Raw genomic sequence first — 25,579 nt, 5'->3', positions numbered from 1 at the left:
TGAGCGAAGCTGTGAAAATCGCCCCGGGGTTGTCGCGTCCGGCTATTCCGGCCGCTTGAGATGGTGCAGGCGCAGCGGCTGGCGTAGCAGATAACCGCCCTTCACATATTCGGCGAGGATGTAGAAGCGCTTCATGACCTTCTCGCGCTCTTCCAGCGCCCTGTCCTTGCGCGAGGGATCGACCGCCACGACGCGGTCGATGAAGTCCGACACGGTTGGGAAGGTCTCGACCCGGTCGTATTCGCCGCTGGCGACCAAGAGCAGGGGGCCGTCGCGTAGGGCACCGGCGATCGCCTCCTGCGCCGCCAGGCGGATCTGCGTCTCGTCCTCGATCGGACGCATCGACTCGAAGAAGGTGCCTGTCGGCAGCGGCTCGACGACGATGACGTCGCCGCCCGGTTCGACGACGCGCGCCGCCTCGGCGAGTGCGCCTGCCATGGCGGACGGTGAGACATGGTGCAGGCTGTTGACGAAGATCGCCGCGTGCATGGCCGCATCGACGAAAGGCAGGTTTTCGGCCACGGCCTGGCGCAGGATGGCGGTCGGCGCCGTCTTGCGCGCTTCCATCAGCGCGGCCGGATCCGGGTCGATCCCTGCGACCTTGGCGCCCAGTTCGGCCAAGGCGTTGAGCAGGGCGCCGCGCCCGCAGCCGATCTCAAGAATCCGGCGCTCCTCAAGCGGAGCGAGGATTGTCCTGATGACCCTCAGCGTATCATTGACCGGGCGTGCTGACATGACGGCCCAAGCCTAACGCATGCCCGCCCCGGGGTGGCAAGCCAATGACCGGGGCCGTTCACAACTGCTTTTGCCTGGTCGCTCGCTGCTGTCGGACGGGGCCCTGCCTCAACCCACCAGGGTGGCGAGTTTGGTCAGGTCGATATTCGCACCGCAGACCAGCACACCGAGCCGCTCTCCGGCTGCGGGCTTGTAGGCGCCGCAGAGCAGGGCGCCGAGCGCAGCCGCTCCGCCGGGCTCCACGGCCAGTCTGAAATCGCGCCAGAGCGTGACCTGCGCCTGGGTGATCGCGGTGTCGGGGACGAGCACGACATGGTCGACGGTGTCCTTGCAGACCTCGTAGACGAGCGGGCCAACATTGCGGGCGCCGAGCGAGTCGGCCGCGACGGAGGCGACCTTGACTTCGGTGGGCCCCTTCGCCTCCAGGGCCGCCTGCAAGGCGCGGGAGCCCTCCGGCTCGACGCCGACGACCTTGACCTTGTTGCCGGCGAACCAGGCGGCGATGCCGGAGATCAGTCCGCCGCCGCCGACCGCGACCAGGACGGTGTCGAGATCGGGCTCCTGCGCCTGCCATTCGCGGCCGAGCGTGCCCTGGCCGGCGATGGTTTCCTTCGCCGCGAAGGGGTGGATCTTGAGCGCGCCGGTCTCGCCGACGAAGCGGTCGCAGGCGGCCTGCGCGTCGTCATACTGGGCGCCGCCGATCACGACCTCGGCTCCGAAGCGACGGATCGCCTCGATCTTGGCGGCAGGCGAAATCTCGGGGACGAAGATCGTCGCCTTGACGCCACGCGAGCGCGCGGCGAAGGCGACAGCCGCGCCGTGATTGCCGCCGGATGCCGCTGCGACGCCGGCTTGGGGCACGTCGAGCGAGAGCAGGTTGTTGAAGGCGCCACGCGTCTTGAAGGAGCCGGCATGCTGCAGGCATTCGAGCTTCAGCGAGAGATCGGCATTCGAACCGAAGGCGCCTGTCCCCAGCCGCATGACGGGCGTGATGCGGGCGTGGCCGGCGATGCGCTGAGCCGCGGCCTCGATCATGGCATGGGGGACGGGACGGTCGGTCATGGCGGTGTCCTGTGAAGGCGGGCGGTCGGGCCAATAGGTCCAGATCGCGATGGGAAGCCCGTGGCTATCGCGTCCCGGCGGATCGGGGAAGGGCCTTCCACGCCCGGCGGCGATGTGCCGGGCGACGACGAGGGCGGCCAGTGCATCGAGCACGTCATCGGCAGCCGCGCCTTTCGGTGGACGTTCCCGCATAAGATCCGAAGGGATGCCCTGCGCAAGCAGCAGGGCGTGGCGCTCGGTCATGCCGGCCGGGTTGATCGTGCCCTTGATCTTCTTGGGATGGGTCAGGGGTTCGCCCCGCATGGTGGCGAAAGCGAGTTCCGGGTGGACCTCGACGATCTGTTCGCGCAGGGCGGCGTCCCTCCTGAGCATCAGATCGATCTCGCGAATACGCGGAAACAGATGGAAGCCCTGTTTCGAGACTTTTCGCGGCGGCTGGGAGGTCGCCAGCGCGAGCCGGCAGGCCTCGCGATAGTCGAGCGCCTCGACGGCCGCGCGGGCGGGAATGGAGAAGACCGAGGATTGCCGTTGGCCGAGCAGCGGCCGGACCTGTTGCTCGGGTCCGCGCCCGGAGCCATCGAGGCGATCGGGCAGGCCAATCGGCATATCGACCGCGATCAGGGCCGGCGCCGGCCCATCGGCAAGCAGGTCGGCCAGCCGTGGCACAACCCGCAAGGTCGGCGGGCCGTTCCCGGAGAGGTCGAGGATTGCGGCGATCCAGCCTGCCTTGCAGCCGTCGATTCCCGCAATCCAACTCATCCGCCAGTCCCTCCTTCATTCGCCTTTCGCAGAACTGACGTTGCATGCGCGTTGCGTCTAGTGTGCAGTGCAGCGGAGCCTGGCCACCGTGCGTGACCACTGGCGTCAGGAGAGACCCCCATGCCGACAATCCGACCGCGCCGCAGTGTGCTCTACATGCCGGGCTCGAACGCCCGCGCGCTGGAGAAGGCGCGCGAGATCGCAGCCGATGCGCTGATCCTCGATCTTGAGGACGCAGTCGCGCCCGAGGCGAAGGCCTCGGCACGCGATCAGGTCTGCGCGGCGGTCAAGGCCGGTGGCTATGGCCGGCGCGAAATCGTCATCCGCACCAACGGGGTCGGCACGCCCTGGTTCAAGGACGATCTGGCGGCGGCCGTCGAGGCGAAGCCGGATGCGATCCTGATCCCCAAGGTCTCGGCACCCGAGACGCTGCACCAGATCGGCGCGCAGTTGAACGGGCTCTGGGCCGAGCCGACGCTTCGGGTCTGGGCGATGATCGAGACGCCGCTCGCCATCCTCGACATCGAGAAGATCGCGCGCGCCGCGCAGGACCCCCGGGCGCGGCTGGCCTGCTTCGTGATGGGCACCAACGACCTCGCCAAGGAGACCCGCGCCCGCTTCGTGCCCGGCCGCGCGCCGATGCTGCCCTGGCTGACCAGCGCCATCCTGGCGGCGCGGGCCTATGGCATCGACATCCTCGACGGCGTCTACAACGACCTGAAGGACGAGGGCGGCTTCCGAGCCGAATGCGAGCAGGGCCGCGATCTCGGCTTCGACGGCAAGACGCTGATCCATCCGGGCCAGGTCGCGCTCGCCAATGCGGTGTTCGCGCCCGACGAGGCGGAGCTCGCCCAGGCACGGGCGATCATCGCCGCGTTCGAGGAGCCGCAGAACCAGGGCAAGGGCGCGATCCAGCTCGGCGGGCGCATGGTCGAGCTGATGCATGCGGAGATGGCGAAGCGGGTCGTGGCGCTCAGCGAGGCGATCGGGGGGTAATCACGTCTTGGTCGGGCTTGACCCGACCATCTCGGGCAGATGTGGCTGTGCGCGTCGGCCGAGGGATGAAGTTCGAGCCTGAGCCCTTTGGCATCGCGCTATATGGGCGTCGAGCGGGGAGCCTTTGCGCCGGTCTACGGTATTGGCGCACTGCCCGCCGCTTGCGACGCACGGGCAAGATCGAGATAGTCCCGTCCGCTCAGGATCACCGAGCCCGGCGCGTTCTGGAACTGCTGATACCGATGCGCGAGGTTCTCGTCCTTGGCGTAGGAATAGATTGAATCCAGGCTGGAATGGGCTTCGATGATCGCTATCGCTTCATCGAGAGGCGTAGCTGCCTCGTATATATGGCCGTCGCAATCGAATCCGATCTCGACGTTGTCGATCAAAATGGCAGGGTAGCGAGAGCCCGTTACGTCGAACAGGCTGACTTTGACCCGATCGATATCACCGATCGCCGAAATATAGCGGGAGATCGAAGATTTCCCCGTCAGCCCATCGAGTGCCATGACAAAATCATCGGAGATCAGCACGGAATCCCCTGCGAGGCCGCCGGCGGCTTCAAGCTGGAACCAGCTGCAACGGGGCCGGCCGTCGAAACGGAATGCAATTTCGAGATAGTGCCCGTAACCCCAGTAGTGTGGAGCTGGATATGCATCATCGATGTTCCACCACGAAGGCGGGCCGAGCACCTCCGCCACCTCATCCAGATTCATATCCGGCGCGAGTGGTCCGAGCCTGCCAGTGTTGAGGAAATCGGCGAATGAGAGCGTGATCATACGCGTTCTCGTCAAGCCCGGCACAAGCGCAGATAGTCGCGACCACTCAGTAGCTCCGGCTCATCGTGCTTCGGCTCCCGGGCGAGCCAGTTGAGGCGATGCTGGCTTCGATGGAACGAGTAGATCGAGTCGAGCTCCGACCCGGCTTCCACGAACCCCACCTGCTCGGCTTCCGTCATTTCCCGACGGAACAATTCATCGTCACAATTGAAGATGATCTCGATATCGTCGACGTAAACGCGCGGGCCGGGATATCCAGCCTTGTCGACAAGCCTGACGCGGACATGGTCGATATCGGCGATGGCGGAGATATAGGCCGAGACGGGAGACGTGCCGGTCAAGCCATCCAGGACCATGACCATCTTGTCGCAGACTTGCGCAGCCTGCCCTGCAAGGCTGCGGCCGTATTCGAGCTGAAACCAGTCACAATGGGGCCGTTCCTCGAAATCGAAGGAGACTTCGAGGTGCCGGCGATATCGCCAATAGCCTGGCACCGGTCCGGCCGGGAGCATGCCTCCCTTGAGCCATTGCGCAGGAGGGCCGAATGCAAGCGCCACATCGTTCAACGCCATGCCGGGCACCATCGGCCCGAGCCGGCCCGTGTTCAGGAATTCGGCAAAAGAGGCGATGATCAAGCGTCCGCCCCCCTGCGCGGCCTCAGGCCTTGGCGGCCTTGGCGCGGTCCATCGCCTCGACGATCAGCTGCTTGGCCTTGGTGGCGTCGCCCCAGCCTTTCAGCTTGACCCATTTGCCGGGCTCGAGATCCTTGTAGTGCTCGAAGAAGTGCTGGATCTGGTCGAGGGTGATCTTGGGCAGGTCGGTGTAGTTGTGGACGTTCTCGTAGCGCTTGGTCAGCTTGGGGACGGGCACCGCGATGATCTTCTCGTCGCCGCCGCCCTCGTCCTCCATCAGCATCACGCCGATCGGCCGGACCGCGATGTAGGAGCCCGGAATCAGCGGCCGGGTGTTGGCGACCAGCACGTCGCAAGGGTCGCCGTCCTCGGAGAGCGTGTGCGGAATGAAGCCGTAGTTTCCGGGATAGCGCATCGGCGTATAGAGGAAGCGATCGACGAAGAGCGTGCCGGCCTCCTTGTCCATCTCGTACTTGATCGGCTCGCCGCCAATCGCGACCTCGATCACGACATTGACTTCGTCGGGGGGATTCTTGCCGATGGAGATGGCGTCGAGGCGCATGTCTTGTAAACCTGTCAGGATTGGAAACGGGCGTCTTATGCGGGTTTGCGTGGCAAACTCCAAGCCCGACATTAGCACCAGGGTAAACCCCGCCGATTTGCGCTGGCCCCGCCACGCTGGTATCGGGCGCGGCATGACATCTCATTCGAGCCGCGCCAGCCTTGCGCCGCGCGGGGGCCGCCCGTGCTGAACCGCCTGCGCCCCGACGAGGACCGCTATGCGCGGCGCATGGCCCGCATCGCGCGCTGGGACCGGCCAATCGAAGGCCGGGGCCAGCGTCTGCGCGCTTGGGCGAACATGCTGCTGGTCGACCACGGCATCTTCCGGCTGGCCTATCTCAACGCGCACAGGGTCACGCCGCGGCTGTGGCGGGCGGCGCAGCCGGCGCCGGGGCAGATCGCCTGGTTCGCCAGCCAGGGCGTCAAGACCATCGTCAATCTGCGCGGCGGGCGCGAGCACGGCTCCTGGCCGCTGCAGCGCGAGGCCTGCGAGCGGCACGGCATCGCGCTGGTCGATTTCGTGCTGCGCTCGCGCGGCGCGCCGGAGCGCGAGACCATCCTGGGCGCTGGGGCCTTTTTCGCGACGCTGAAAGAGCCGGCGCTGGTCCACTGCAAGTCGGGGGCTGATCGGGCCGGCTTCTTCTCGGCGCTCTATCTGCTGATCCATGAGGGGCGCCCGCTCGACGAGGCCATGGGGCAATTATCGCTGCGCTATGGCCATTTCCGCTTCGCCAAGACAGGCATCCTCGACGCCTTCTTCGACGCCTATCGCGTCGAGGGCGAGGCCAAGGGCATCGCCTTTCTCGACTGGGCGCGGGACCTCTACGATCCCCAACGGCTCGAAAGCAGCTTCAGGCCGGGGTTCTTCTCGTCGCTGCTGGCCGACCGGCTGATCCGCCGGGAGTAGGCGAGCGTTTCAGCTCAAGCGGAGCGAGCAGGGACTGCGTCAGTGCCCAGCCGCGTCCAGGCGAACTGGATCAGCGCCAGCATACGGGCGAGTGAAACGAGGCCGATGACGCAGAGCAGCGGCAGCGACAGCGTCTCGAACCAAAGCATGGCGAGCACTGCCGCCAGCAGGGCGACCGCATTGGTCGCGACCTGGCGGCGCGGATGGCGCGACAGCGAGGTGATCTCGTGCAGGGGCGTGACCAGCGCGATGCCGCCATAGAACAGCGCCATGATCGCGACGATCTCGCCGATGCCGGCCCATTGCGTGGCGTCGAGCAGCGCATCGGCTGTCATGGCAACAACCGCGATCGCGGCAAACAGCGCGGCGGCTCCTGCCAGGAGCCAGAGCGTGAGGACGCGAACCCAGCCCTGCCGGCCGGCGCCCGATTGCGTGCGCAGGCTGTTCAGCACGAGCGGCACCGAGACCGCGGCGAACATCTGGGTCGGCACCTCGAGCAGGCGCATCGAGAGCGCGACATGGGCGGCCAGCAGCGGATTGCTGCCATAGGGCAGGGCCATCAGCGGGACGACCGTAAAGCCATAGGACAGGAGTGCGGAGGGCAAGAGCAGGCGCGGAGCAGCGCGCCAGCGATGGGTCGAGGTGACCAATTCGTGAAGCGACCACAAGGCCGGCGCCACCAGAGCCGTTAGCGCGGACCGCCGGCGCCAGAGCATGTAGCCGGCGGTCACGGCATGGCCGATCGCGTCGGCTGCGAAAAGCGACAGCGAGGTTGCGCCCAGCGTCCAGATCAACAGCAGCATCATCGCCGGCTGGACCAGCGCCTGCAGCACGTTGCTGTTGCCGATGGCCCGGAAATCGCCCTCTGCCATGGCTTCGGCCGAGACCAGCCGCAGGATCGCGCGGCCGGCGAGCGAGACCAGGAACAGGGCTCCGATAGCCGGCGCAACCTGCCCGGCAGCGACGGCTGCGACGACCCCAAGCGCTGCCAGGCCGAGGAAGCCGGTGCCGGTTGCCAATGCGAGGCGGAAGGCGCGTCCGAGCCGCTCATGGCTGCTGTTCTGGAAGAAGATCGCCTCAAGCCGCAGCAGCGCCGCGATCGAGACGAAGCTGACGAAGGCGGAGAACACCGCGAAATCGGCGAAGGCCTGGGCCGGGCAGAGCGCGGCCGCGACCAGAAGTCCCCAGACCGAGAGGAAGCGCGCCTGGACGAAGCGCAGCGCCAGCAGCAGCCCGGCGGCGAGGCCGACGCGGGCAGCAGGTGCGCTGTCGGCGGTGATAGGCTCCGCCGGCGCGGCCGGTCCGTAGGCGGCTCCGGCCGGGAAGGCGGCCCGTTCCATCATCACATGCGCGGTCATGTCCACGTCCATGGTCTGGATGTCGGACAGATCGTCGGCGCCGAGTTCCCGAAGGTCGCGGCGACGGGATCCTTCCGGTGGCTGATCGGCAGATCCGATCACGTGCAGACGTCTCTACGCGGAGCAGGCTGCTCCTTTATGGTTAATAAATGGTTAGCGCAGGGCATGGCGGGGTTCACTGGGACGCTCTCCGCTGCTCTTCGGCCCAATCCATGGCCCGAAGATGGCGGCGGAGCTTGCCGTCCCATAGCATGTCGCAATAGCGGTGGCTTTGGGCCGCCGCGATGCCGCCGTGCTCAGCCGAAACGCGTCTTCAGCGTCTCGAATTTCTCGAGCTGGTCGGGAAGCAGGGCCCGCTGGGCGTCGCGCCGGACGAAGACCTTGAACATCACTTCGCCGGCCCCGTTGAAGAACTGCACGGAGCAGACCCGCCGGCTGGGAAGCTGGCGATCGACCACATAAATCGCGGCACAGTTCGACGCCCTTATATGCCCGCCGATCGGGCTGTCGCCATGGATGTTGTAATAGCCATGGCCGAAGGAGCCGACCGGAAGCGAGCCCTCGCATTCCAGCACCAGGTCGGGCGTATGGACGAGGAACAGCACGGTTCCCCAGGTCGCGAGCTCCTGCCAGAGCGCCTCGAACCTCTCCGCGGCGATCAGGGTGCGCCCCTCCGCCGGGGTCAATTCGAGAACGGCGCGGGTGGAGACGCCGGCCTCCTTTGCCACCGACTCGACCATGGCTTCGGCCTTCTCGGCCAGCATCTGCCTGGCCTTCTCGATCCCGCCCAGTGCGGCGGGAGCCTTGTCGATCGTCTGCGCATCCGACATCTGAAACGCCCTTATTCGGCTGCCTGGAGGGGGCGCTGCGGGTTCGTCTCGCTCAGCACGGTCTCGAAGCCCTCGAACTCGGGATGGCCGAGAAACAGCGGCTTCTCGCGCTTCTCGCCGGCATTGCGATGCGAATCCCGGAACTGCTCCGACTTCGTCCAGGCGGTGAAGTCGGCCTTGGAGGCCCAGGTGGTGTGGGAGGAATACAGCGTGTGATCCTCCTTTTCCGGGCCCTTGAGCAGGTGGAAGGCGAGGAAGCCCGGCATCTCGTCGAGGCGGGTCTTGCGCGTGGACCAGACGGTCTCGAACGCGGCCTCCTCACCCTTGACGACCTTGAAGCGGTTCATGGCGATGAACATCGGGATCTTCCTGTTCTGGGTTCTGCGGGGTGGTCATGAAGCGGTTCGGCGCCGGACGCCGTCTCGCATCGCCCCTTGCCCTTGACCGCTTCTAGTAAAGCTGAATATCAACGTCAACAACGCTGACGTTATTCTCAGTTTTGAATAATTAAAAACTGAAAACTACTTGGCGAAACGGTAACACCGCAGCTGGCGATGCTGTCTCTCGGCCTTACGGGCGGGCAGCGGCCGGCGTTCAGGAGATCGGCTCATGTTCCGCCGCACAGAGCTTCTGGTAGACCGGCAGCGCCAACCGGACAGGCGCGAAGTCTCGGCCGCGATCGGCCTGACGCTGCTCGCGGCCGTCAGCCTTTTGCTCCCGATGGGGTTCGCCAGTCCCGCGCTCGGCCAGGCGCAGGAGCGCATCGTCGCGGTCGGCGGGGTCATCACCGAGGTCCTCTATGCGCTCGGTCTCCAGGACAGGATCGCCGGCGTCGATTCGACCAGCCAGTTCCCGGCCGATGCCCTGCGCGACAAGGCCAATGTCGGCTATGTCCGGGCGCTCTCGGCCGAGGGCGTGCTGTCGCTGAAGCCCTCGCTGATCCTCGCCATCGAAGGCGCCGGCCCGCCGGACGCGGTCTCGCTGCTGACCGAATCCGGCGTGAAGCTGGTTCGGATCACGGACGGGATGTCGGCCGAGGGCGTCGCCAGCAAGATCGAGGCGATCGGCTCCGCCGTGGGCGCGGCCGAGCCGGCGCGCCGGCTGGCGGCCCAGACCACGGAGCGCTTCGACGAACTCGCCACGCTGCGCGGCCGGATTCCGGCCAAGCGCCGGGTGCTCTTCGTGCTGTCGCTGCAGAACGGCCGCGTCATGGTCGGCGGGCGCAACAGCTCAGCCGACGCGATCATCGGCCATGCCGGCGGCGTCAACGTCGCCAGCGAGATCGAAGGCTACAAGCCGATGACGGACGAGGCGATCCTGGCGGCCGCGCCCGAAATCATTCTGATGATGCGCAACAGCGGCACCCGCAATGTCACGCCCGACGAACTCTTCGCGATGCCGTCCTTCTCGCAAACGCCCGCCGCGGACGGCAAGCGCCTGATCCAGATGGACGGGCTTTACCTGCTCGGTTTCGGACCGCGCACGCCGCTGGCGGCGCGCGACCTGATGGCCGCGATCTATCCTGAATCCGCGATCCCGACATTGAAGACCGCGACCGCGCCGTGACGCTGGCCTCGTCTCCGCCTCGTGCCATTTCTGGCAGCGTCATGGCAGCGCCCTCGCTTGCCGCCTTTGTCGATGGGCGGCGGCGCACCGCGCTCGTCACCGTCGTCGGGCTGACGCTCGCCTGCCTGGCGCTGACGATCGTGGCGATCGGCCAGGGTGCGATCGCGATTCCGCCGGGCCGCGTCGCCGAGATCCTGATGGCGCGGCTCGCGGGCGATGACGCGCTGCTGCAGGGCCGGGACGTCCTCGTCGTGCTCAACATCCGCTTGCCGCGCGTGCTGATCGGCCTGTTGATCGGCGCGGCGCTGGCTGTGTCGGGTGCGCTGATGCAGGGTCTGTTCCGCAATCCGCTCGCCGATCCGGGCCTTGTCGGCGTCTCGGCCGGGGCCGGGCTTGCCGCTGCCGCCACGATCGTGCTCGGCGATCGCTTTCTGACCGGCATGGCGATGAAATTGCCTTTCGCGGTTTTGCCTTTTGGGGCCTTCTGCGGCGGGCTGCTCTCGACCCTGGCGCTTTATCTCATCGCGACGCGAGATGGGCGGACATCGGTCGCGACTATGCTGCTCGCCGGGGTGGCGCTCGGCGCCCTGGCAGGCGCCCTGACCGGCCTGCTGGCTTATCTGTCGGATGACCGCCAATTGCGTGATCTGACCTTCTGGTCGCTCGGCAGCCTCGGCGGCGCAAGCTGGACCAAGCTCTCGGCCGTCGCGCCGATCGTGCTGCCGCTGCTGCTGGCGATGCCGCTACTGGCGCGCGGGCTCAACGGGCTGATGCTGGGGGAGGCGGAGGCCTATCATCTCGGCATCCCCGTGCAGCGCGTGAAGGCGATGGCGATCATCCTGGTCGCGCTGGCGGTCGGCGCCAGCGTCGCCACGGCCGGCATGATCGGCTTCGTCGGCATCGTGGTGCCTCATCTCGTCCGGCTCGCCACCGGGCCCGACCATCGCCTGCTGCTGCCGCTGTCGGCGCTGGGCGGCGCGATGCTGCTGGTCGGCGCCGATATCGCCGCCCGGCTGATCGTGGCCCCCGCCGAGCTGCCGATAGGGATCGTCACCGCCGCGATCGGCGCGCCGTTCTTCCTGTGGCTGCTGCTGCGCCGCTCGGGGCCGCTCGATGTCTGAGACCGTCGCTTCCCAAGCCATCGTCTCTGGGCAGGGCGTCAGTTTCACGGCCGGCGGCCGGCAACTGGTCAGCGAGGCGTCGCTCGCGCTGGCGCCGGGGACGACCACGATCCTGATCGGTCCCAACGGCGCGGGAAAATCGACCCTGCTCAAGCTTCTCACCGGGGAACTCAAGCCGTCTGCCGGCTCGGTCCTCGTCGATGGCGAGGCTCTGTCGTCGATTCCGGGCTGGCGGCTGGCCTGCCAGCGGGTGGTGATGGCGCAGCATGCGCGGCTGGTCTTCCCGTTCAGTGTTTATGAGGTGGCGCGGCTCGGCGCCGACGGTGTCGGGCGGGCGTTGCCACGCCAGCGCCGCGAGGCCCTGATCGGCGAGTGCCTGGCGGCCGCCGGCGTGCTTGAACTCGCCAGCCGGCGCTACCAGACCCTGTCTGGTGGCGAGCAGCAGCGTGTCCAGTTTGCCCGCGCTCTGTGCCAGATGGAGGCCGGCCGCAGCGTCTGCGAGCGGCAGGTGCTGTTCCTCGACGAGCCGATCGCCAGCCTCGACCTTTGCCACCAGCTCGCATTGCTCGACATGGCGCGGACTATCGCGGCGCGCGGCGTCGCGGTGCTGGTCGTGCTGCATGACCTCAACCTCGCCGTGACCTATGCCGATCATCTCGTGGTGATGGACCAGGGCCGCATCATCGCCCAGGGCGCCCCGGCAAAGACGCTGGACGACGCGCTGCTGCGGCAGGTCTTCAAGGTCGACCTTTCGCTCAGCCGGGCGCCGGCGCCGGGCTTGCCATTCCTGCTGCCGCAGCAGCACCGCCTGAGCCCCGCCTGAGCTGAATTGGCCGGTTCACGGCGGATTCATCGTGAATCACGGCTTCACCATGTCGCTCAACCCCCGATTCAGGGGATGCGCGTCACATCTCCCGCCTGTTGTCCGCGCGGGAGATGTGGCCATGACCAAACAGCGAGCTTCGATCGATATTCTGCTGGCGGCGGCGATTGCGCTGCTGCCGTTGCTTCTGGCCGGGCAGGCGGCGATGGCGCGCGAGGTCGTCCTGGTGCCCGATGCGCGCTTCCAGCCCGGCACGATCGTGATCCGCACCGGCGAGCGCCGGCTTTATCTCGTCACCGCTGGCGGCGAGGCGATCCGCTATACGATCGCCGTCGGCAAGGCCGGCAAGCAGTGGCGCGGCGTCAAATATGTCGAGGAAATGCAGGTCGACCCGGCCTGGAGCCCACCGGCCTCGGTGAAGCGCGACAATCCGCGCCTGCCCGACGTCATTCCCGGCGGCTCGCCGCGCAACCCGATGGGTGCGCGCGTGATCGGGCTCGGACCCGGCGGCGAATACGCCATCCACGGCACCAACATGCCCGGCACGATCGGCACGGCGGCGTCCTATGGCTGCTTCCGCATGCACAATCAGGACGTCGCCGATCTCTACGCCCGCGTCCGGATGGGCACGCCGGTGGTGGTCCTGCCCTGATGCGGCGCGCCTAAAGCGGCACGCCCGAGGGCAGAGGCTGTCCGGCGAAGAAGGCGTCGAGGTTGCGTAGCAGGAGTTCCTGCTGTGCGAACTGGGCGCTGTCGGCCATGGCGGCGATGTGAGGTGTCAGCACCACGTTGTCGATCGCCTTGAGGCGGTCGGGCACATTCGGCTCGTTCTCGAAGACGTCGAGGCCTGCGCCGGCGATCGTGCCGGCCTCCAGCGCCTCGCATAGCGCCTCCTCGTCGACGGCGATTCCACGGGATATGTTGACGAGATGGCCTTTCGGGCCGAGCGCCTGGAGCACCGGCGCGTTCACGGCGTGGCGGGTTTCCGCGCTCGCCCTGACGGCGACCATCAGCACATCTGACCATTCGGAGAGGCCGAGCAGGCTGTCCTCATAGTGATAGGGCAGGTCCAGGCGCTGCGAGCGGTTGTGATAGCCGATCTCCATGCCGAAGACCTTGGCCATCGTCGCGATCCGGGCACCGATGGAGCCCAGCCCATAGATGCCGAGCCTGCGGCCGGCGAGGCCCGGCACGATCGGCATGCGCTCGATCGCGGTGCCGGTCCAGCGGCCGGAGCGGATGAAACGGTCGCCCTTGCCGATCTGGCGGATGCTGGCGAGCATCAGGCCGATGGCGAATTCGGCGACGGCGTCCGCATTGGCATCGCCGCCATTGCTGAGCAGGATGCCGTGCGCCTTGGCATGGGCCTGGTCGACACCCTCGATGCCGGTGCCGTAGCAGGCGACGAGGCCGAGCTTCGGCAGGGCCTCCATCAGGGCTGCATCCGTGCGCCAGCCGCCGACCGTCAGCAGCACGCGCGCCTCCGCCGCCCCCGGAGGCAAGGCATCGGGTGTCGGGCGTTCCATGGAGCCCAGCAGTTCGTAGCTCTGGTGCAGCCGGGCGACGAGCGCCGCGGGCATCTTGGGCGCCATCAGAATGGTCGGCTTCATCGGTAGGCTCGCTTTCGTCTTGGATGCTGCATCGCAGCATCTCGCGGCAGCGGGCTCAACCCGCGCGCCTGCAGGGGCGGCATCCTCCCGGTGCATCGCGAAGGCCTTCTGGCACCTCTTGGAAAAAGTGGGCCGGGCGCCGCTGGCCCCTCGCCTGCGGCAAAAAAGCGCGTTAACGTTTGCCGCGCGACAACTGGCACGCCGGAGGCGCCGCCGTCCGGCCGAAGAGGGGCTACCGATGGATCATCTCGCCGACGTCAAGAAATTCGCCAAGAAGCCGCTCAATGAAGCGGCCTTTGCGGGCATGTCGAAATCCTATGCGCTCGTGATGGGCAAGCCGGACACCCGCTATGTCGCCTGCTCGGATGCGGCCGAACTGGAGCGGGTGCGCGAGAATTTCCTGAAGAAGAAACTTGGCCTGAAGACCGCCGATCTCGACGCCACGGTGAAGGCGATCTGCGAGCATATGAAGGCGGACAAGACCAAGTCGCGCCTGACCTTCTACTACCTGCTCGCCGAGCATTACGGAAAGCTCGACCTCTTCGTGAAGAAGTGACGTTGCCGTCGCGGCGTCATCCTCGGGCTTGACCTGAGGATCACTTTGACGGGAGCGTTCTCCTCCCGAGATGCTCGGGTCAAGCCCGAGCATGACGCCAGCGGCGCCGATCAGCGATACAGATCTTCCCGCGTCAGCGGCAGGCCCGAGGCGCCCTTGCGGCGCTTCGAGACCAGCGTCTGGTTGACCAGCGCGCCGCCGCGCTCGAAGGCGAGCGAACAGCCGGCGAGATACAGCAGCCACATCCGCGTGCGCTCGGGGCCGATCTCGGCTTCGGCCTCGGTTTTGCGCGCGTTAAGCCGCTCCCACCACAGTCTCGTCGTGCGTTGGTAGTGCTCGCGCCAGCCCTCGACGTCGTGGATTTCGAAGCCGTTTCGCTCGAGATTGGCGATCGACATGCCCAAATGGTCGAGCTCGCCGCCCGGGAAGATATAGCGCACCAGCGCGCGATATTCGGGCGGCATCTTGTTGAAGGCCTTGTCGGTCTTCTTGGCTCGGCGCGAGATGGTGTGGTGCAGATACAGGCCACGCGGCCGCAGCAGTCGGTTCACCGCCTGGAAATAGGCGGGGTGGTTGGCGATGCCGACATGCTCGAACATGCCGATCGACGAGATCTTGTCGAACTCGCCCTCCATCTGGGTGAAGTCCTTGAGGTGGAGCGTCACCTTGTCCTGCAGCCCAAGCCGCTCGACCTTCTCGCGGGCGAGCGCCAGTTGCTCCTCGGCGAGCGTCACGCCATGGGCCTCGACGCCGTAATGCTGGGCGGCATGGCAGATCAGCGCGCCCCAGCCACAGCCGATGTCGAGCAGGCGGTCGCCCGGTTTCAGCCGAAGCTTGCGGCAGATCATGTCGAGCTTGTCGCGCTGGGCGCGGTCGAGATCGCCATGGTCCTGCGTGAAATAAGCGCAGGTGTAGACCATCTCCTCGTCGAGGAAGAGCCGATAGAAGGCGTTCGAGACGTCGTAGTGATAGGCGATATTGGCCTTGTTGGTCGTGGGCGCGCCGTCGCGGGCGATCTCGTCGCCTTTGAGGTGCTCGACCGCGCTTGGGGCCGCGCCGGGCGCGAAGATGAAGCGGCGCAGCACGTCGAAGACGGCGCGCTTGGAGATGGTACGCGCCAGGCGTCCGATCTTGCCCTCGGGGCGGGCGGCAGCGAGATCGAAGATCGAGCCGTTCAGCAGGGCGATGCGGTCGCTCACATGCAGATTGAGCAAGGTGTCGAGCCTGGGCTTGCGGACCAGAGCCGCGACCGCGCCTGGATCGCGGATCGCGATGGCGAGCCCATCGGCCGGCCAGCTGGCGGGCACCGAGCTGCCATCCCACAGCCGGAAGCCGAGCTTGAGCCCGAGCTTCTCATGCGCCTGCGTCAGGAGGTGCCGCAGCGCGGCGAGGCGTTTCTGGTCGCTGTCCATGGTCCGGCCGTTGGCTGCCTGTCGCACCGTCTTTGGCGGTGCGCGGTGCGATTGGCAACTGCCGGGGATCGAAGGGCGGCCGGCGCGGCAGGCCTGACGAGGTTGCAGCCGTACTCGCCTCGCCGGCCGCATCCTATGTCACCGGCCAGATCTGGCATGTCGATGGCGGGCTGACCTGATCGCGCCGACGCAATTGACAGGCCCGGAGCGAACCGTCCTACTGCCGGCTTCACGGCAAAGCTCGGCATCGGACCCACGATCCAGATGCGATGGCCTGATATATGTATCCCTGCCCGCTGGAAGCGTAGACAGGCGACATGCTGGAGGGCCGGCACCGGTTTCTCTTGCAGGACGATAGCCGGGCATCCGATGAGATTGTTCGGGGTGGCGGTGTCGCGAACAGAGATATATGAGAGCTCATCCCTCGAAACGACGATCGAAGGCAGGCGAACGATGATCTATGAAGAGCGCGACTACCGCATCAAGGCCGGCAAACTCGGCGAATTCGTCAAGGTCTATGGCGAGTATGGCCTGCCCCTCCAGAAGGAGCATCTGGGCACCTTCATCGCCTATTTCACCACCGAGATCGGCGAGCTGAACCATGTCGTCGCGCTGTGGAGCTACAACAGCCTCGACGAGCGCGCCGCCAAGCGCAAGACGATGCTCGCCGACCCGCGCTGGCAGGACTACCTCAAGCGTGTCGATGGGCTGATCGACATCCAGGATACGCGCATCCTGACCCCCGTTTCCTATTCGCCGCTGCAATGAGCGCCGCGCCAGTTTCGGCGCCATCTGGCGCCTTCACTGTCGAGACGCCGGATGGCGCCGTGCTCCAGGCCTTTTCCGAAGGGCAGGGGCCGGCGCTGCTGCTCGTCAGCGGGCTCGGCGGCACCGCCGGCTTCTGGAAGAGCAATGCGGCGACGCTGGCACGCTCCTGCCGCGTCATCCGCTTCGATCAGCGCGGCATCGGCGCCAGCACGCGCGGCATCGCGCCCTGCACCATCGACCAACTCGCGCAGGACTGCCTGAGCGTGCTCGATGCGGCCGGCGTCGAGCGCGCGGTGCTGCTGGGCCATTCGACCGGTGGCTGCATCGGCCAGGCGCTGGGCGCCTTCGCGCCGGAGCGGCTCGACGGGCTGATCCTGAGCGCGAGCTGGCTCAAGCCGAGCCGCTATATGACGGGGCTGTTCGGAGCGCGCCGCTCAATCCTCGACGAGAACCCCCAAGCCTATGCCGCGACCGCCGTGCTGATCTCCTATCCGCCGGTCTGGTTGGAGGCGAACTGGGGGGTCTACGAGGCGGCGCTGGCTGCCGCACCGGCCTCCGTCGCGGCACGGCAGGTGGTCCGCGAGCGCATCGACGCGCTGCTCGCCTTCGACGGATCGGCAAACATCGCTTCGCTTGCGAAGCCGACGCTGGTGCTGGGCGCCCGCGACGACATGATCGTGCCGTCCTTTCTCCAGGAGGATCTGGCCGCGGCGCTGCCCGGCTGCCGCAAGATTCTGCTCGACAATGGCGGGCATTTCTTCCCGGTCTCGCGGCCCGACGCCTTCTCGGCCAAGGTCGCCGAATGGATCGGAGAGCTGGCGTGAAGACCCGCCGCGTCGTCCTGATCGGCTTCGGCGCGATCGCGACCGACATCGCCGCCGCGCTGCTGGCGGCGCGGGAGCCGGGTTATGCTCTGGGCGTGCTACTGCGGCCGGGCTCGCCGTCGCGGGTGCGTGTGCCGGAAAGCTGTGCGGTGCTCGCCAGCCTCGATGAGGTCGCTGCCTTCGCGCCCGATCTCGTGATCGAGGCGGCCGGTCATGCGGCGGTGCGCGACAGCGTGCCGGGCTGCCTTGCGCTGGGTCTGCCGGTGCTGATTTCGTCGATCGGTGCGCTGCATGACGAGGCCTTCCTCGCCGATCTCGTCGCGACCGCGCGCAAGGGCGGCGGGCGACTGCTGCTGGCCTCGGGTGCGCTTGGCGGGCTCGACTATGTCCGCGCGGTCCGCCACGCGACGCAACTCGAGCTGCGCTATGAATCGCGCAAGCCACCCGCCGCCTGGAGCGCGGAGTTGCAGCGGCTGGGCCATGATCCGGCGACGCTGTCGCACCCTGTAACGCTGTTCTCGGGCACGGCGCGCGAGGCGGCGGCGCTCTATCCGCAGAACCTCAACGTCGCAGCAGCGCTGGCGCTGGCGGGGCCGGGCTTCGAGGCAACCGGCGTCGATGTCGTCTGCGATCCTGCCGCGACCGGCAACATGCATGTCGTCACGGCGGAGAGCGAGTTCGGCACGATGGCGCTGACCATCGCTAACCGGCCCTCGCCGGCCAATCCGAAATCTTCCTGGATCGTCGGGCAGGCGCTGCTGGCGGCCGTCGAGCAGCATTTCTCTCCCGTGGTGATGCTGTGAGCGAGCATCGCTCGCCATGTCGCGGGACCATCGGATGGAGGGCAAGACCATGAGGCTCGAAGGTAAGATCGCGATCATCACCGGGGGCGGCTCGGGCATCGGCCATGAAGCCTGCAAGCTGTTCGCCCGTGAAGGCGCGACCGTCATCGTCGCCGATCGCGACCTCGCGGCGGCTGAACGCGTTGTCGCCGAGATCACGGGGCAGGGCGGCAAGGCCGTCGCGCATCAGGTCGATGTCAGCAAGGATGCGGAGGTCGCGGCGATGATCGCCAAGACGGTCGCCGATCACGGCCGGCTCGACATCCTGGTCAACAATGCCGGCTACGGCATCGCCGGCACCGTCGTCTCGACCTCGGAAGCCGACTGGAACGCGCTGATGGCGGTCAACGTCAACGGCGTCTTCCTCGGCTGCAAGCACGCCATCCCGGTGATGGAGAAGCAGGGCGGCGGCGCCATCGTCAACACCGCCTCGGCGGTCGCGAATGTCGGCATCTTTGACCGAGCGGCCTATGTCGCCTCGAAGGGGGCGGTGGCGGCATTGACGCGCGCCATGGCCGTCGACCATGTCGGCGCTGGCATCAGGATCAACGCGGTCGCGCCCGGCACGATCGCGACGCCCTATTTCAAGAAGATCCTCAGTGGGCCGGACGCCGCCGACCTGCGCAGCGGTCTCGAGGGGCGCCAGGCGATGGAGCGCCTCGGCCAGCCCATCGAGATCGCGCAGGCGATGCTCTGGCTCGCCAGCGACGATGCCTCCTTCTGCACCGGCTCCGTCATGGTCGTCGATGGCGGCTGGACGGCGCGTGGAGACCGCAAACCGATGAACCCCCGCGCATCAGAGAACAAGGCCTGACACATGTATGGACTGCAAGGACGCAAGGCGATCGTCACCGGCGCGGCGCACGGCATCGGCAGGTCGATCGCGGCCAGGCTTCTGGCAGAAGGCTGCGATGTCGGCATCTTCGACCTCGACCTTGCGGCCGCAAAGGCGACGGCGCGGGCGTTGGGCAAGGATGGCGGCAAGATCGTGGTCGCGTCCGGCGACGTCTCGTCCAGCGCCGATGTGGCGGCCGGCATCGGGGCGCTGACGGAGGCGCTGGGTCCGATCGACATCCTCGTCAACAATGCCGGCATCTGCAAGGTTGGCAAGCTGCTCGAGACGACCGAGGCCGAGTGGAAGGCGACCTTCGGCATCAATGTCGACGGCATGTTCCACGTCACGCGCCAGGTCGCGCCGAGCATGGTCGAGCGCCGCAGCGGCACGATCGTCAACATCGCGTCCTGGATGGGCAAGTCGGGCGTCGCGGCCTATGGCGCTTATTGCGCCTCGAAATTCGCGGTGGTCTCGCTGACGCAGTCGCTGGCGCTGGAGATCGGCGAGTACGGCATCCGCGTCAACGCGGTCGCGCCTGGCCTGATCGTCGACACCAAGATGCGCGACGAATCCGAGGTCCAGCGCGCCGCCGAGGGCCTGCCGACCGCGCAGGATCGCGCCAAGGCCATTCCGCTGCGTCGCGCCGGCCTGCCATCCGACATCGCCAAGGCGGTCGCCTTCCTGGCATCGGACCAGGCTGACTACATCACCGGCGAGACGCTTAGCGTCACCGGCGGCATCTGGAACGACTGAAGTCCTATTTGGCGCCGGCGCTGACGAAGTTGCGCAGCTCCGGCGTCTGCGGGTTGGCGAAGACCTCCTTGGAGGCGCCGCTCTCCCAGATCTTGCCCTGATGCATGAAGATGGTCGTGCTCGCGACATTGCGGGCGAAGGCCATCTCATGGGTCACCAGCAGCATGGTCATGCCGGCCTGGGCAAGCTTTTCCATCACCAGCAGAACCTCGCCGGTCAGCTCGGGATCGAGCGCCGAGGTGACCTCGTCGAACAGCATCACCTTGGGCCGCATCGCAAGCGAGCGGGCGATCGCGACGCGCTGCTGCTGGCCGCCCGAGAGATTGTCGGGGTAGCTGTCGAACTTCTCCGACAGGCCGACCTGTGCCAGCACCTCGCGGGCGAGGCTTTCGGCCTGGGCGGTCGGCACGTTCTGCGTGATGCGCGGCGAGAGCATGATGTTCTGGCCGACCGTCAGATGCGGGAACAGGTTGTAGCTCTGGAAGACGATGCCGACATCCTTGCGGAGTTCGCGCAGCTTCTTGGGATCCTGGTCGACGACATGGCCGGCGACCTCGATGCGGCCGGCATTGATCGCCTCGAGGCCGTTGATGCAGCGCAGCAGCGTGCTCTTGCCGGAGCCGGAGCGGCCGATCAGCGCGACGACCTGCCCGGGCTCGACGCTGAGGGAGACGCCCTTCAGGACTTCCAAATCGCCGAAGCGCTTGTAGACGTCGTCAATGAGAACGGCTGGCATTCATCACCTTTTCAAGATGGCGGCTGAGCCGGGACAGCGGGAAACAGATCGCGAAATAGATCGCGGCCACCAGCGTGAAGATCTGGAAGGCCTGATAGGTCGCGTTGTTGACCAGCATGCCGGCGCGCATCAGGTCGACGAAGCCGACGACCTGGACGATGGAGGTGTTCTTCACGAGCTGCACGAGGAAGCCGACGGTCGGCGGCAGCGAGATCCGGAGGGCCTGCGGCAGAATGACGTAGCGGTACTGCTGGGGCGTGGTCAGCGCCAGCGAGGCCGAGGCTTCCCATTGCTGGCGCGGCACGGATTCGATCGAGCCTCGCCAGATCTCGGCCAGATAGGCGGAGGCGTAGATCGCGAGCGAGGCCGAGGCCGCGAAGAAAGGCGGCAGCTCGATGCCGGCGGCAGAAAGCCCATAGTAGCTCATGAACAACACCATGAGCACGGGAATCGACTGAACGACGAGGATGTAGCCGGCAGCGATCTGGCGCAGCAGCTTGACGCGCGACAGACGCATGATCGCGAAGACGCCGCCGATGATGCTGCCGATGACGAAGGCGATCGCCGTGAGCGCCAGCGTCCAGCTCGCGGCACGCAGAATGAAATAGGCCTCGGGCCAACCGAAGGTCTGCATCAGGCCGCTTCCCCATGTGCTTCGGTGACGCGGGCGAGGCCGGAGACCTGCGGGAAGATACGGCGGCCGAGCCAGTTCAGCGCGAGCTTCACCGACAGTGCCAGCACGAGGTAGATCACGGTGACGACGATATAGGTCTCGAAGCTGCGGAACGTGTCGGCCTCGATGATCGCGGCCGTGCCCGAGAGTTCCTGCACCGAGACGAAGGAGCAAATGCTCGAGGCGAGCATCATCAGGACGAACTGGCTCGACAGCGCCGGCCAGACGCGGGCAAAGGCGGGCTGCAGGATGACGTATTGGAAGACCTGCCGCCGGCTCAGCGCCAGCGCCAGGCCGGCCTCGACCTGTGATTTATGGATCGAATCGACGCCGGCGCGGATGATCTCGGTGGCATAGGCGGCGAGGTTGAGTGTCATCGCCAGCAGCGAAGCTTCGATGCCGTTCATGCGGATGCCGAGCTGAGGCAGGCCAAAGAAGATCATGAAGAGCTGGACCAGGAAGGGCGTGTTGCGCATCAGCTCGACATAGGCGTCGACGACGTAGCCGGCCCAACTGCCGGCAAGGCTGCGCAGAGCGCTCATCAGCGTCGCCAGGACAAGGCCGAGGCCGATCGCGACGAAGGACAGGACGATCGTGAGTCCCACCCCGTTGAGGATCATCGGCCATCTGGAAATGACGTCTTGGAAGAGCAACGGCTCGCTCCTTGGGCCTTCGAGATCGAGGATCGCCGGCGCGCTGAAGCACGCGCCGGCTCGTCTTTTGTCCGCTGGCCGGAGCCGGAATCAGAAGGTCGGGAGCGGAGGCAGCGGGCTGCCGACCCACTTCTGCGAGATCGCGTCGAGCTCGCCGTTCTGCTTGATGTAGTAGATGAAGTTGTTGAGCCACTGGCGAAGCTCATACGCGTCCTTGCGCATGGTCATCGAGTTCGGCTGGACACCGAAGACGAATTTCAGCTCGGTCTCGGTTTCGCCGCGCGCCTTCATGGCCGCGTTGGCCTGGGCATCGGGCCCGGCGATGGCTTCGACCTGTCCTGAGAACAGCGCCTGCATCACGGTGGCGTCGTCCTCGAAGCGCAGGATGGTGAGGTTGAGTTCCTTCTCGCGGCTGGTGAACTCGCGCTCGACGCTGGAGCCGCGGTTAACGCCGACCTTCTTGCCCTTGAGATCGGCCCAGGTTTTGATCGCGACGTTCTTCTTGGCGTAGATGCCGGTCTGGAAGGCGCTGTAGGGGATCGAGAACATCACCGCCTTGGCGCGCTCGGGCGTCGGGGCCAGCGTGGCGACGAGGAAGTCGACCTTGTTGGCTTCGAGCGCCGGGATGCGGGCCGGCGGGGTGAGCTGCACCATCTCGACCTTGACGCCGAGATATTTGCCGACCAGCGCGATGACGTCGGCATCGTAGCCGATCGCATTTCCCTGGGAATCGACGGAGCCGTAGGGCGGGGCGCCGATCAGCACGCCGATCTTGACCGAGCCGCGCTTGATGATGTCGGTGACGGACTGGGCGGAGGCCTGGCCGGCGGCGAGCATGCCGGCACTGAGCGCCAGCAGAGTGCCGGCGATCTTGAGATGTTTCATCAGGTTCATGGTGCCGTTTCCTCGGTTTGACAGCTGGACATATGGTGTTGTTCCGGCTTCGTCTGGCCGGTTTTGCTGGCGATCAGGTGCCGGAACGGCCCTCTCGCACGACATTGGTGAGAGCGGCGCCGGAGAAGCACCGCTTGATGTTGTCCGCCATGGTCTGCTGCCGGCGCCGAATGGTGCCGCTGGTCCAGCCCGACATGTGCGGTGTCATTAAAACGTTTGAAAGCTCATGGAAAGCCAGTTTGGACGGTAAAATATTGGGCTCAGCTGCGCTTGGATACCGATACCATGTGTCAATGACCGCTCCGCCGATCCGGCCGGCCCGGAGCGCCTCGAACAGGGCGGTTTCGTCGATGGTGGGGCCGCGACCGACATTGACGATGACGGCATCGGGCTTCATCGCGGCGAGCGCCTCAGTGCCGATGATGCCGGTGGTGTCCGATGTCAGCGGCACGGAGACGATCACGGCATCGACCGAGCCGCAGAATTCGGTGAGCTGGTCAAGCGTGAAGGCGCGATCGACCAGATTCGAGGTCGCGACCGGGCTGCGATTGGCGACATGGACCTGCATCTCGAAGGCCTTGGCGCGGCGCGCGATCGCCTTGCCGATATGGCCGAAGCCGAGCAGGCCGATGGTCTGGCCGGCGATCTCGCCATGGACGCGGTCGGGCGAGCCGGCCCAATAGGCCCAGTCGCCGCGGCGCAGCTTCTGGTCGGCGTCGCTCAGCGGGATGGCGCGGGCAAGCAGCGCGCTCATCACATATTCGGCGATCGCCTGTTCGTGGCCGAAGCAGTTGCAGACGTTCGTCTGCGCTGGAAGCGCGGCGAGATCGACCGCGTCGTAGCCGGCGCCGGGCACATGGAAGAGCTTGAGGCCGGCTGGCCGGGGCAGGCCGGCATCGAACTTCACGCCGATGATCGCATCGGCCTGGGCATAGGCCTGCTGGTCCGCGGGCGTGGCGAGCACATCGGGCAGGATCTGCACCTGCGACTCGCTGCCGACGAGCTCGGCGAAGCCCTTGCTGAAGGAGGCGGCGTTATCGCCGTGAAAGATGATGCGCATGGCGGGCGGTTTCTCGTGTCTCGGGACGGGGCGGTCAGGTGTTGAGCAGGGGGTCGACGCTGCAGTCGAGCAGGGACGGGTCGATGCGGGTCTCCATTTCGTCGAACATGCCGTCGACGAAAGTGATCAGCGCGTCCGAGGCCGATACGGCGCGTTCGGCATTGCGCGTCGCAATCGCGTTCAGCACGGCGATATGGTGGTCGATCGTGCCTTCAAGGCTGGGCTTGTCCGCCACATGGGCATGATAGATGAAGCCGATGCGCCGGAAGATCGTGTGCAGCGGCCGCAGCGTGTGTTCGAGGAAGGGTTCGCCGGCGGCGGCCAGCACCATCTGGTCGATGCGGCGGTCGAGCCCGTTGAATTCCGCCAGCGTCAGCCCGTCGCGCTTCTCGCGCAGCAGGCGTTCCATGTGCAGCATCTGGTTGCGGTGCGAGGGACCGGCGCGCTCGGCTGCGAGCCTGATAACGAAGCGCTCGATGTCGCGGCGCAGATGCAGGAGCACGCGCTCGCGGGCGAGGTCGATCGGCGCGATCTGCAGGCCGTGGCGCGGGCGGATGACGATCAGCGTATCGGCGGCGAGGCGGTTGACGGCGTGATGAACCGGCGTGCGGCCAAAGCCGGTAATGTCCTGGAGATCCTGCATGGCGAGGAAGCGGCCGGGTGCGAGTTCGCAGCGGACCAGCAATTCCTCGATGCGCTGATAGGCCAGTTCGAACAGGTTGACGCGGTTGCGGCGCTGCGGAGCGCCTTGATCCGCTTCGACCAGTTTCGGCCGGCTCACGCGTCTGGCCATGTGGTTTGCAGCCCTGCCATGTCGTTTTCTCCGTGGTGGAACTCGTTGAGCGGCTCCATCCGGGGCTGAGCCTAAACATATTGTGATATTTTACAAGCGCCGTTATGGTCGGCCCTGTTCGGTCGGGCGGCGCCGGAAAGGCCCGCCATGATCGGTCGTCAACCACAGCGTTCCATGGCCGGCAGGCTGTTGAAGAACGCGTGCCGCCAGGGAGGCAGGCCATGAAGATCACCGCGATCGAGACGTTGCGGACGGAGGAGTTCGCCAATGTGCTGTGGGTGCGCGTGCACACCGATGCCGGGATCATCGGGCTGGGCGAGACCTTCTATGGGGCCGGCGCGGTCGAGGCGCATCTGCACGACACGCTGGCGATGCGGCTGCTCGGCAAGAACCCGCTGCATATCGAGGCGCTCCACAAGGAGATGACCAATCTGCCGATGGCGCAGGCCTCGACCGGCGTGGAATCCCGCGCGACCTCGGCGGTCGACATCGCGCTGTGGGACGTCTTCGGCAAGGTCTGCGGCCAGCCGGTCCACCAGATGCTCGGCGGCCTGTGCCGCGACAAGCAGCGCATCTACAACACCTGCGCCGGCTACAATTATGTCCGCTCGCACAACATCAAGCCGGTCTCGACCTGGAATCTCGGCGAGACCGAAGGTCCCTATGAGGATCTCGACGGCTTCATGAACCGGGCCGATGCGGTGGCCGAGAGCCTGCTGGAAAGCGGCATCACGGCGATGAAGATCTGGCCGTTCGATCCCGCTGCGATCGAGAACCAGGGCCTGTTCATCACGCCCGAGCAGATGCGCAAGGCCTGCGAGCCCTTCGAGAAGATCCGCAAGGCCGTCGGCGACAAGATCGAGATCATGGTCGAGCTGCATTCGCTCTGGAACCTGCCGACCGCGATCAAGATCGCCCGCGTGCTCGAGCAGTACGAGCCGAGCTGGTACGAGGATCCGATCCGGATGAACTCGCCGCAGGCGCTGGCCGAGTTCGCGCGCTCGACCACGGTGTCGGTCTGCGCCAGCGAGACGCTGGGCT

General features: G+C 66.5%; 29 protein-coding genes and 1 pseudogene. 14 read left to right on the top strand and 16 right to left on the bottom strand.

The window, feature by feature from the left end; genetic code table 11:
• Positions 1 to 42: 42 nt before the first annotated feature.
• Both AC1DYU_RS20555 and AC1DYU_RS20550 read right to left on the bottom strand, forming a co-directional pair.
• Positions 43 to 735, bottom strand: coding sequence for a class I SAM-dependent methyltransferase (locus tag AC1DYU_RS20555; RefSeq protein ID WP_476793241.1), 693 nt, complete (start codon positions 733 to 735; stop codon positions 43 to 45).
• Between the two features lie 108 nt (positions 736 to 843).
• Positions 844 to 2,556 (bottom strand): serine/threonine dehydratase, encoded by a 1,713-nt coding sequence (locus AC1DYU_RS20550; RefSeq protein WP_476793240.1) that lies wholly within the window; start codon positions 2,554 to 2,556, stop codon positions 844 to 846.
• Positions 2,557 to 2,676: 120 nt separating this feature from the next.
• On the opposite strand from AC1DYU_RS20550, the gene AC1DYU_RS20545 reads away from it, so the two are divergent.
• Complete coding sequence (locus AC1DYU_RS20545) at positions 2,677 to 3,552, top strand: HpcH/HpaI aldolase/citrate lyase family protein (protein WP_476793239.1); 876 nt, start codon at positions 2,677 to 2,679, stop codon at positions 3,550 to 3,552.
• Between the two features lie 134 nt (positions 3,553 to 3,686).
• Here the strand turns inward: AC1DYU_RS20545 and AC1DYU_RS20540 are convergent, their stop codons facing one another.
• From AC1DYU_RS20540 to ppa, 3 genes are read right to left on the bottom strand one after another with little or no spacing between them, the layout of a single operon-like run.
• A complete protein-coding gene (locus AC1DYU_RS20540) occupies positions 3,687 to 4,331 on the bottom strand; it encodes a hypothetical protein (protein WP_476793238.1) in 645 nt (214 codons plus the stop codon).
• 11 nt (positions 4,332 to 4,342) lie between these two features.
• Positions 4,343 to 4,966, bottom strand: a complete 624-nt coding sequence (locus AC1DYU_RS20535) for a hypothetical protein (RefSeq protein WP_476793237.1) — start codon at positions 4,964 to 4,966, stop codon at positions 4,343 to 4,345.
• A 22-nt stretch (positions 4,967 to 4,988) separates the two neighbouring features.
• Positions 4,989 to 5,525, bottom strand: a complete 537-nt coding sequence (ppa, locus tag AC1DYU_RS20530) for an inorganic diphosphatase (RefSeq protein ID WP_476793236.1) — start codon at positions 5,523 to 5,525, stop codon at positions 4,989 to 4,991.
• A 183-nt stretch (positions 5,526 to 5,708) separates the two neighbouring features.
• On the opposite strand from ppa, the gene AC1DYU_RS20525 reads away from it, so the two are divergent.
• The gene (locus AC1DYU_RS20525; protein WP_476793235.1) at positions 5,709 to 6,431 is read left to right on the top strand and encodes a fused DSP-PTPase phosphatase/NAD kinase-like protein; all 723 of its coding nucleotides are present in this window, start codon (positions 5,709 to 5,711) and stop codon (positions 6,429 to 6,431) included.
• A gap of 14 nt (positions 6,432 to 6,445) precedes the next feature.
• On the opposite strand, the gene AC1DYU_RS20520 is transcribed toward AC1DYU_RS20525, so the two are convergent.
• From AC1DYU_RS20520 to hmuQ, 3 genes are all read right to left on the bottom strand, one after another.
• A complete protein-coding gene (locus AC1DYU_RS20520; RefSeq protein WP_476793234.1) occupies positions 6,446 to 7,891 on the bottom strand; it encodes a hypothetical protein in 1,446 nt (481 codons plus the stop codon).
• A 194-nt stretch (positions 7,892 to 8,085) separates the two neighbouring features.
• Positions 8,086 to 8,619 (bottom strand): heme utilization cystosolic carrier protein HutX, encoded by a 534-nt coding sequence (gene hutX / locus AC1DYU_RS20515; protein WP_476793233.1) that lies wholly within the window; start codon positions 8,617 to 8,619, stop codon positions 8,086 to 8,088.
• 11 nt (positions 8,620 to 8,630) lie between these two features.
• A complete protein-coding gene (gene hmuQ, locus AC1DYU_RS20510; protein ID WP_476793232.1) occupies positions 8,631 to 8,978 on the bottom strand; it encodes a heme-degrading protein HmuQ in 348 nt (115 codons plus the stop codon).
• Between the two features lie 250 nt (positions 8,979 to 9,228).
• Between hmuQ and AC1DYU_RS20505 the strand changes: the two genes are divergently transcribed.
• The 4 genes from AC1DYU_RS20505 (at position 9,229) to AC1DYU_RS20490 (ending at position 12,781) form a co-directional block, all read left to right on the top strand.
• Positions 9,229 to 10,185: a heme/hemin ABC transporter substrate-binding protein gene (locus AC1DYU_RS20505; RefSeq protein ID WP_476793231.1), complete on the top strand. Its 957-nt coding sequence runs from the start codon at positions 9,229 to 9,231 to the stop codon at positions 10,183 to 10,185.
• Positions 10,186 to 10,226: 41 nt separating this feature from the next.
• A complete protein-coding gene (locus tag AC1DYU_RS20500) occupies positions 10,227 to 11,306 on the top strand; it encodes a FecCD family ABC transporter permease (RefSeq protein ID WP_476793230.1) in 1,080 nt (359 codons plus the stop codon).
• Complete coding sequence (locus tag AC1DYU_RS20495) at positions 11,299 to 12,129, top strand: heme ABC transporter ATP-binding protein (protein ID WP_476793229.1); 831 nt, start codon at positions 11,299 to 11,301, stop codon at positions 12,127 to 12,129. Before AC1DYU_RS20500 ends, AC1DYU_RS20495 begins: the two co-directional genes overlap by 8 nt.
• Before the next feature lie 121 nt (positions 12,130 to 12,250).
• Positions 12,251 to 12,781 (top strand): L,D-transpeptidase, encoded by a 531-nt coding sequence (locus tag AC1DYU_RS20490; protein ID WP_476793228.1) that lies wholly within the window; start codon positions 12,251 to 12,253, stop codon positions 12,779 to 12,781.
• 10 nt (positions 12,782 to 12,791) lie between these two features.
• Here the strand turns inward: AC1DYU_RS20490 and AC1DYU_RS20485 are convergent, their stop codons facing one another.
• Complete coding sequence (locus tag AC1DYU_RS20485; protein WP_476793227.1) at positions 12,792 to 13,739, bottom strand: 2-hydroxyacid dehydrogenase; 948 nt, start codon at positions 13,737 to 13,739, stop codon at positions 12,792 to 12,794.
• Here AC1DYU_RS20485 and AC1DYU_RS20480 point away from each other — a divergent pair.
• Entirely contained in the window at positions 13,726 to 14,295 is a 570-nt protein-coding gene (locus AC1DYU_RS20480) for a DUF2853 family protein (protein WP_476793226.1), read from the top strand. The genes AC1DYU_RS20485 and AC1DYU_RS20480 overlap by 14 nt on opposite strands.
• Positions 14,296 to 14,405: 110 nt before the next feature.
• On the opposite strand, the gene AC1DYU_RS20475 is transcribed toward AC1DYU_RS20480, so the two are convergent.
• Positions 14,406 to 15,707: a class I SAM-dependent methyltransferase gene (locus tag AC1DYU_RS20475; protein ID WP_476793225.1), complete on the bottom strand. Its 1,302-nt coding sequence runs from the start codon at positions 15,705 to 15,707 to the stop codon at positions 14,406 to 14,408.
• 80 nt (positions 15,708 to 15,787) lie between these two features.
• Between AC1DYU_RS20475 and AC1DYU_RS20470 the strand changes: the two are divergent.
• From AC1DYU_RS20470 to AC1DYU_RS20445, 6 genes and pseudogenes are all read left to right on the top strand, one after another.
• Positions 15,788 to 15,886 (top strand): annotated as a pseudogene (locus tag AC1DYU_RS20470) (SDR family oxidoreductase); the annotation flags it as partial.
• A gap of 274 nt (positions 15,887 to 16,160) precedes the next feature.
• Positions 16,161 to 16,475, top strand: a complete 315-nt coding sequence (locus AC1DYU_RS20465; protein WP_158483281.1) for an NIPSNAP family protein — start codon at positions 16,161 to 16,163, stop codon at positions 16,473 to 16,475.
• A complete protein-coding gene (locus AC1DYU_RS20460; protein WP_476793224.1) occupies positions 16,472 to 17,299 on the top strand; it encodes an alpha/beta fold hydrolase in 828 nt (275 codons plus the stop codon). Before AC1DYU_RS20465 ends, AC1DYU_RS20460 begins: the two co-directional genes overlap by 4 nt.
• Positions 17,296 to 18,102, top strand: a complete 807-nt coding sequence (locus AC1DYU_RS20455) for an aspartate dehydrogenase (RefSeq protein ID WP_476793223.1) — start codon at positions 17,296 to 17,298, stop codon at positions 18,100 to 18,102. Before AC1DYU_RS20460 ends, AC1DYU_RS20455 begins: the two co-directional genes overlap by 4 nt.
• Before the next feature lie 49 nt (positions 18,103 to 18,151).
• Positions 18,152 to 18,955 (top strand): SDR family oxidoreductase, encoded by an 804-nt coding sequence (locus AC1DYU_RS20450; RefSeq protein ID WP_476793222.1) that lies wholly within the window; start codon positions 18,152 to 18,154, stop codon positions 18,953 to 18,955.
• Between the two features lie 3 nt (positions 18,956 to 18,958).
• A complete protein-coding gene (locus AC1DYU_RS20445; protein ID WP_476793221.1) occupies positions 18,959 to 19,729 on the top strand; it encodes an SDR family NAD(P)-dependent oxidoreductase in 771 nt (256 codons plus the stop codon).
• A gap of 4 nt (positions 19,730 to 19,733) precedes the next feature.
• Here the strand turns inward: AC1DYU_RS20445 and AC1DYU_RS20440 are convergent, their stop codons facing one another.
• From AC1DYU_RS20440 to AC1DYU_RS20415, 6 genes are all read right to left on the bottom strand, one after another.
• Positions 19,734 to 20,465, bottom strand: a complete 732-nt coding sequence (locus AC1DYU_RS20440) for an amino acid ABC transporter ATP-binding protein (RefSeq protein WP_158483276.1) — start codon at positions 20,463 to 20,465, stop codon at positions 19,734 to 19,736.
• Positions 20,446 to 21,099, bottom strand: coding sequence for an amino acid ABC transporter permease (locus tag AC1DYU_RS20435; protein ID WP_476793220.1), 654 nt, complete (start codon positions 21,097 to 21,099; stop codon positions 20,446 to 20,448). The genes AC1DYU_RS20440 and AC1DYU_RS20435 overlap by 20 nt, the downstream gene beginning before the upstream one ends.
• A complete protein-coding gene (locus AC1DYU_RS20430) occupies positions 21,099 to 21,758 on the bottom strand; it encodes an amino acid ABC transporter permease (RefSeq protein ID WP_476793219.1) in 660 nt (219 codons plus the stop codon). The genes AC1DYU_RS20435 and AC1DYU_RS20430 overlap by 1 nt, the downstream gene beginning before the upstream one ends.
• Positions 21,759 to 21,881: 123 nt before the next feature.
• Complete coding sequence (locus AC1DYU_RS20425) at positions 21,882 to 22,685, bottom strand: transporter substrate-binding domain-containing protein (protein ID WP_158483274.1); 804 nt, start codon at positions 22,683 to 22,685, stop codon at positions 21,882 to 21,884.
• 73 nt (positions 22,686 to 22,758) lie between these two features.
• A complete protein-coding gene (locus AC1DYU_RS20420; protein ID WP_476793218.1) occupies positions 22,759 to 23,745 on the bottom strand; it encodes a 2-hydroxyacid dehydrogenase in 987 nt (328 codons plus the stop codon).
• 34 nt (positions 23,746 to 23,779) lie between these two features.
• Positions 23,780 to 24,538: a GntR family transcriptional regulator gene (locus tag AC1DYU_RS20415; RefSeq protein ID WP_476793217.1), complete on the bottom strand. Its 759-nt coding sequence runs from the start codon at positions 24,536 to 24,538 to the stop codon at positions 23,780 to 23,782.
• A 221-nt stretch (positions 24,539 to 24,759) separates the two neighbouring features.
• Here AC1DYU_RS20415 and AC1DYU_RS20410 point away from each other — a divergent pair.
• A partial coding sequence (locus tag AC1DYU_RS20410; RefSeq protein WP_476793216.1) for a mandelate racemase/muconate lactonizing enzyme family protein occupies positions 24,760 to 25,579 on the top strand: 820 nt, incomplete at its 3' end.

Source organism: Allobosea sp. P2_B12 (genome assembly GCF_056404835.1).
This window is presented reverse-complemented; position numbering and strand designations above follow the sequence as displayed.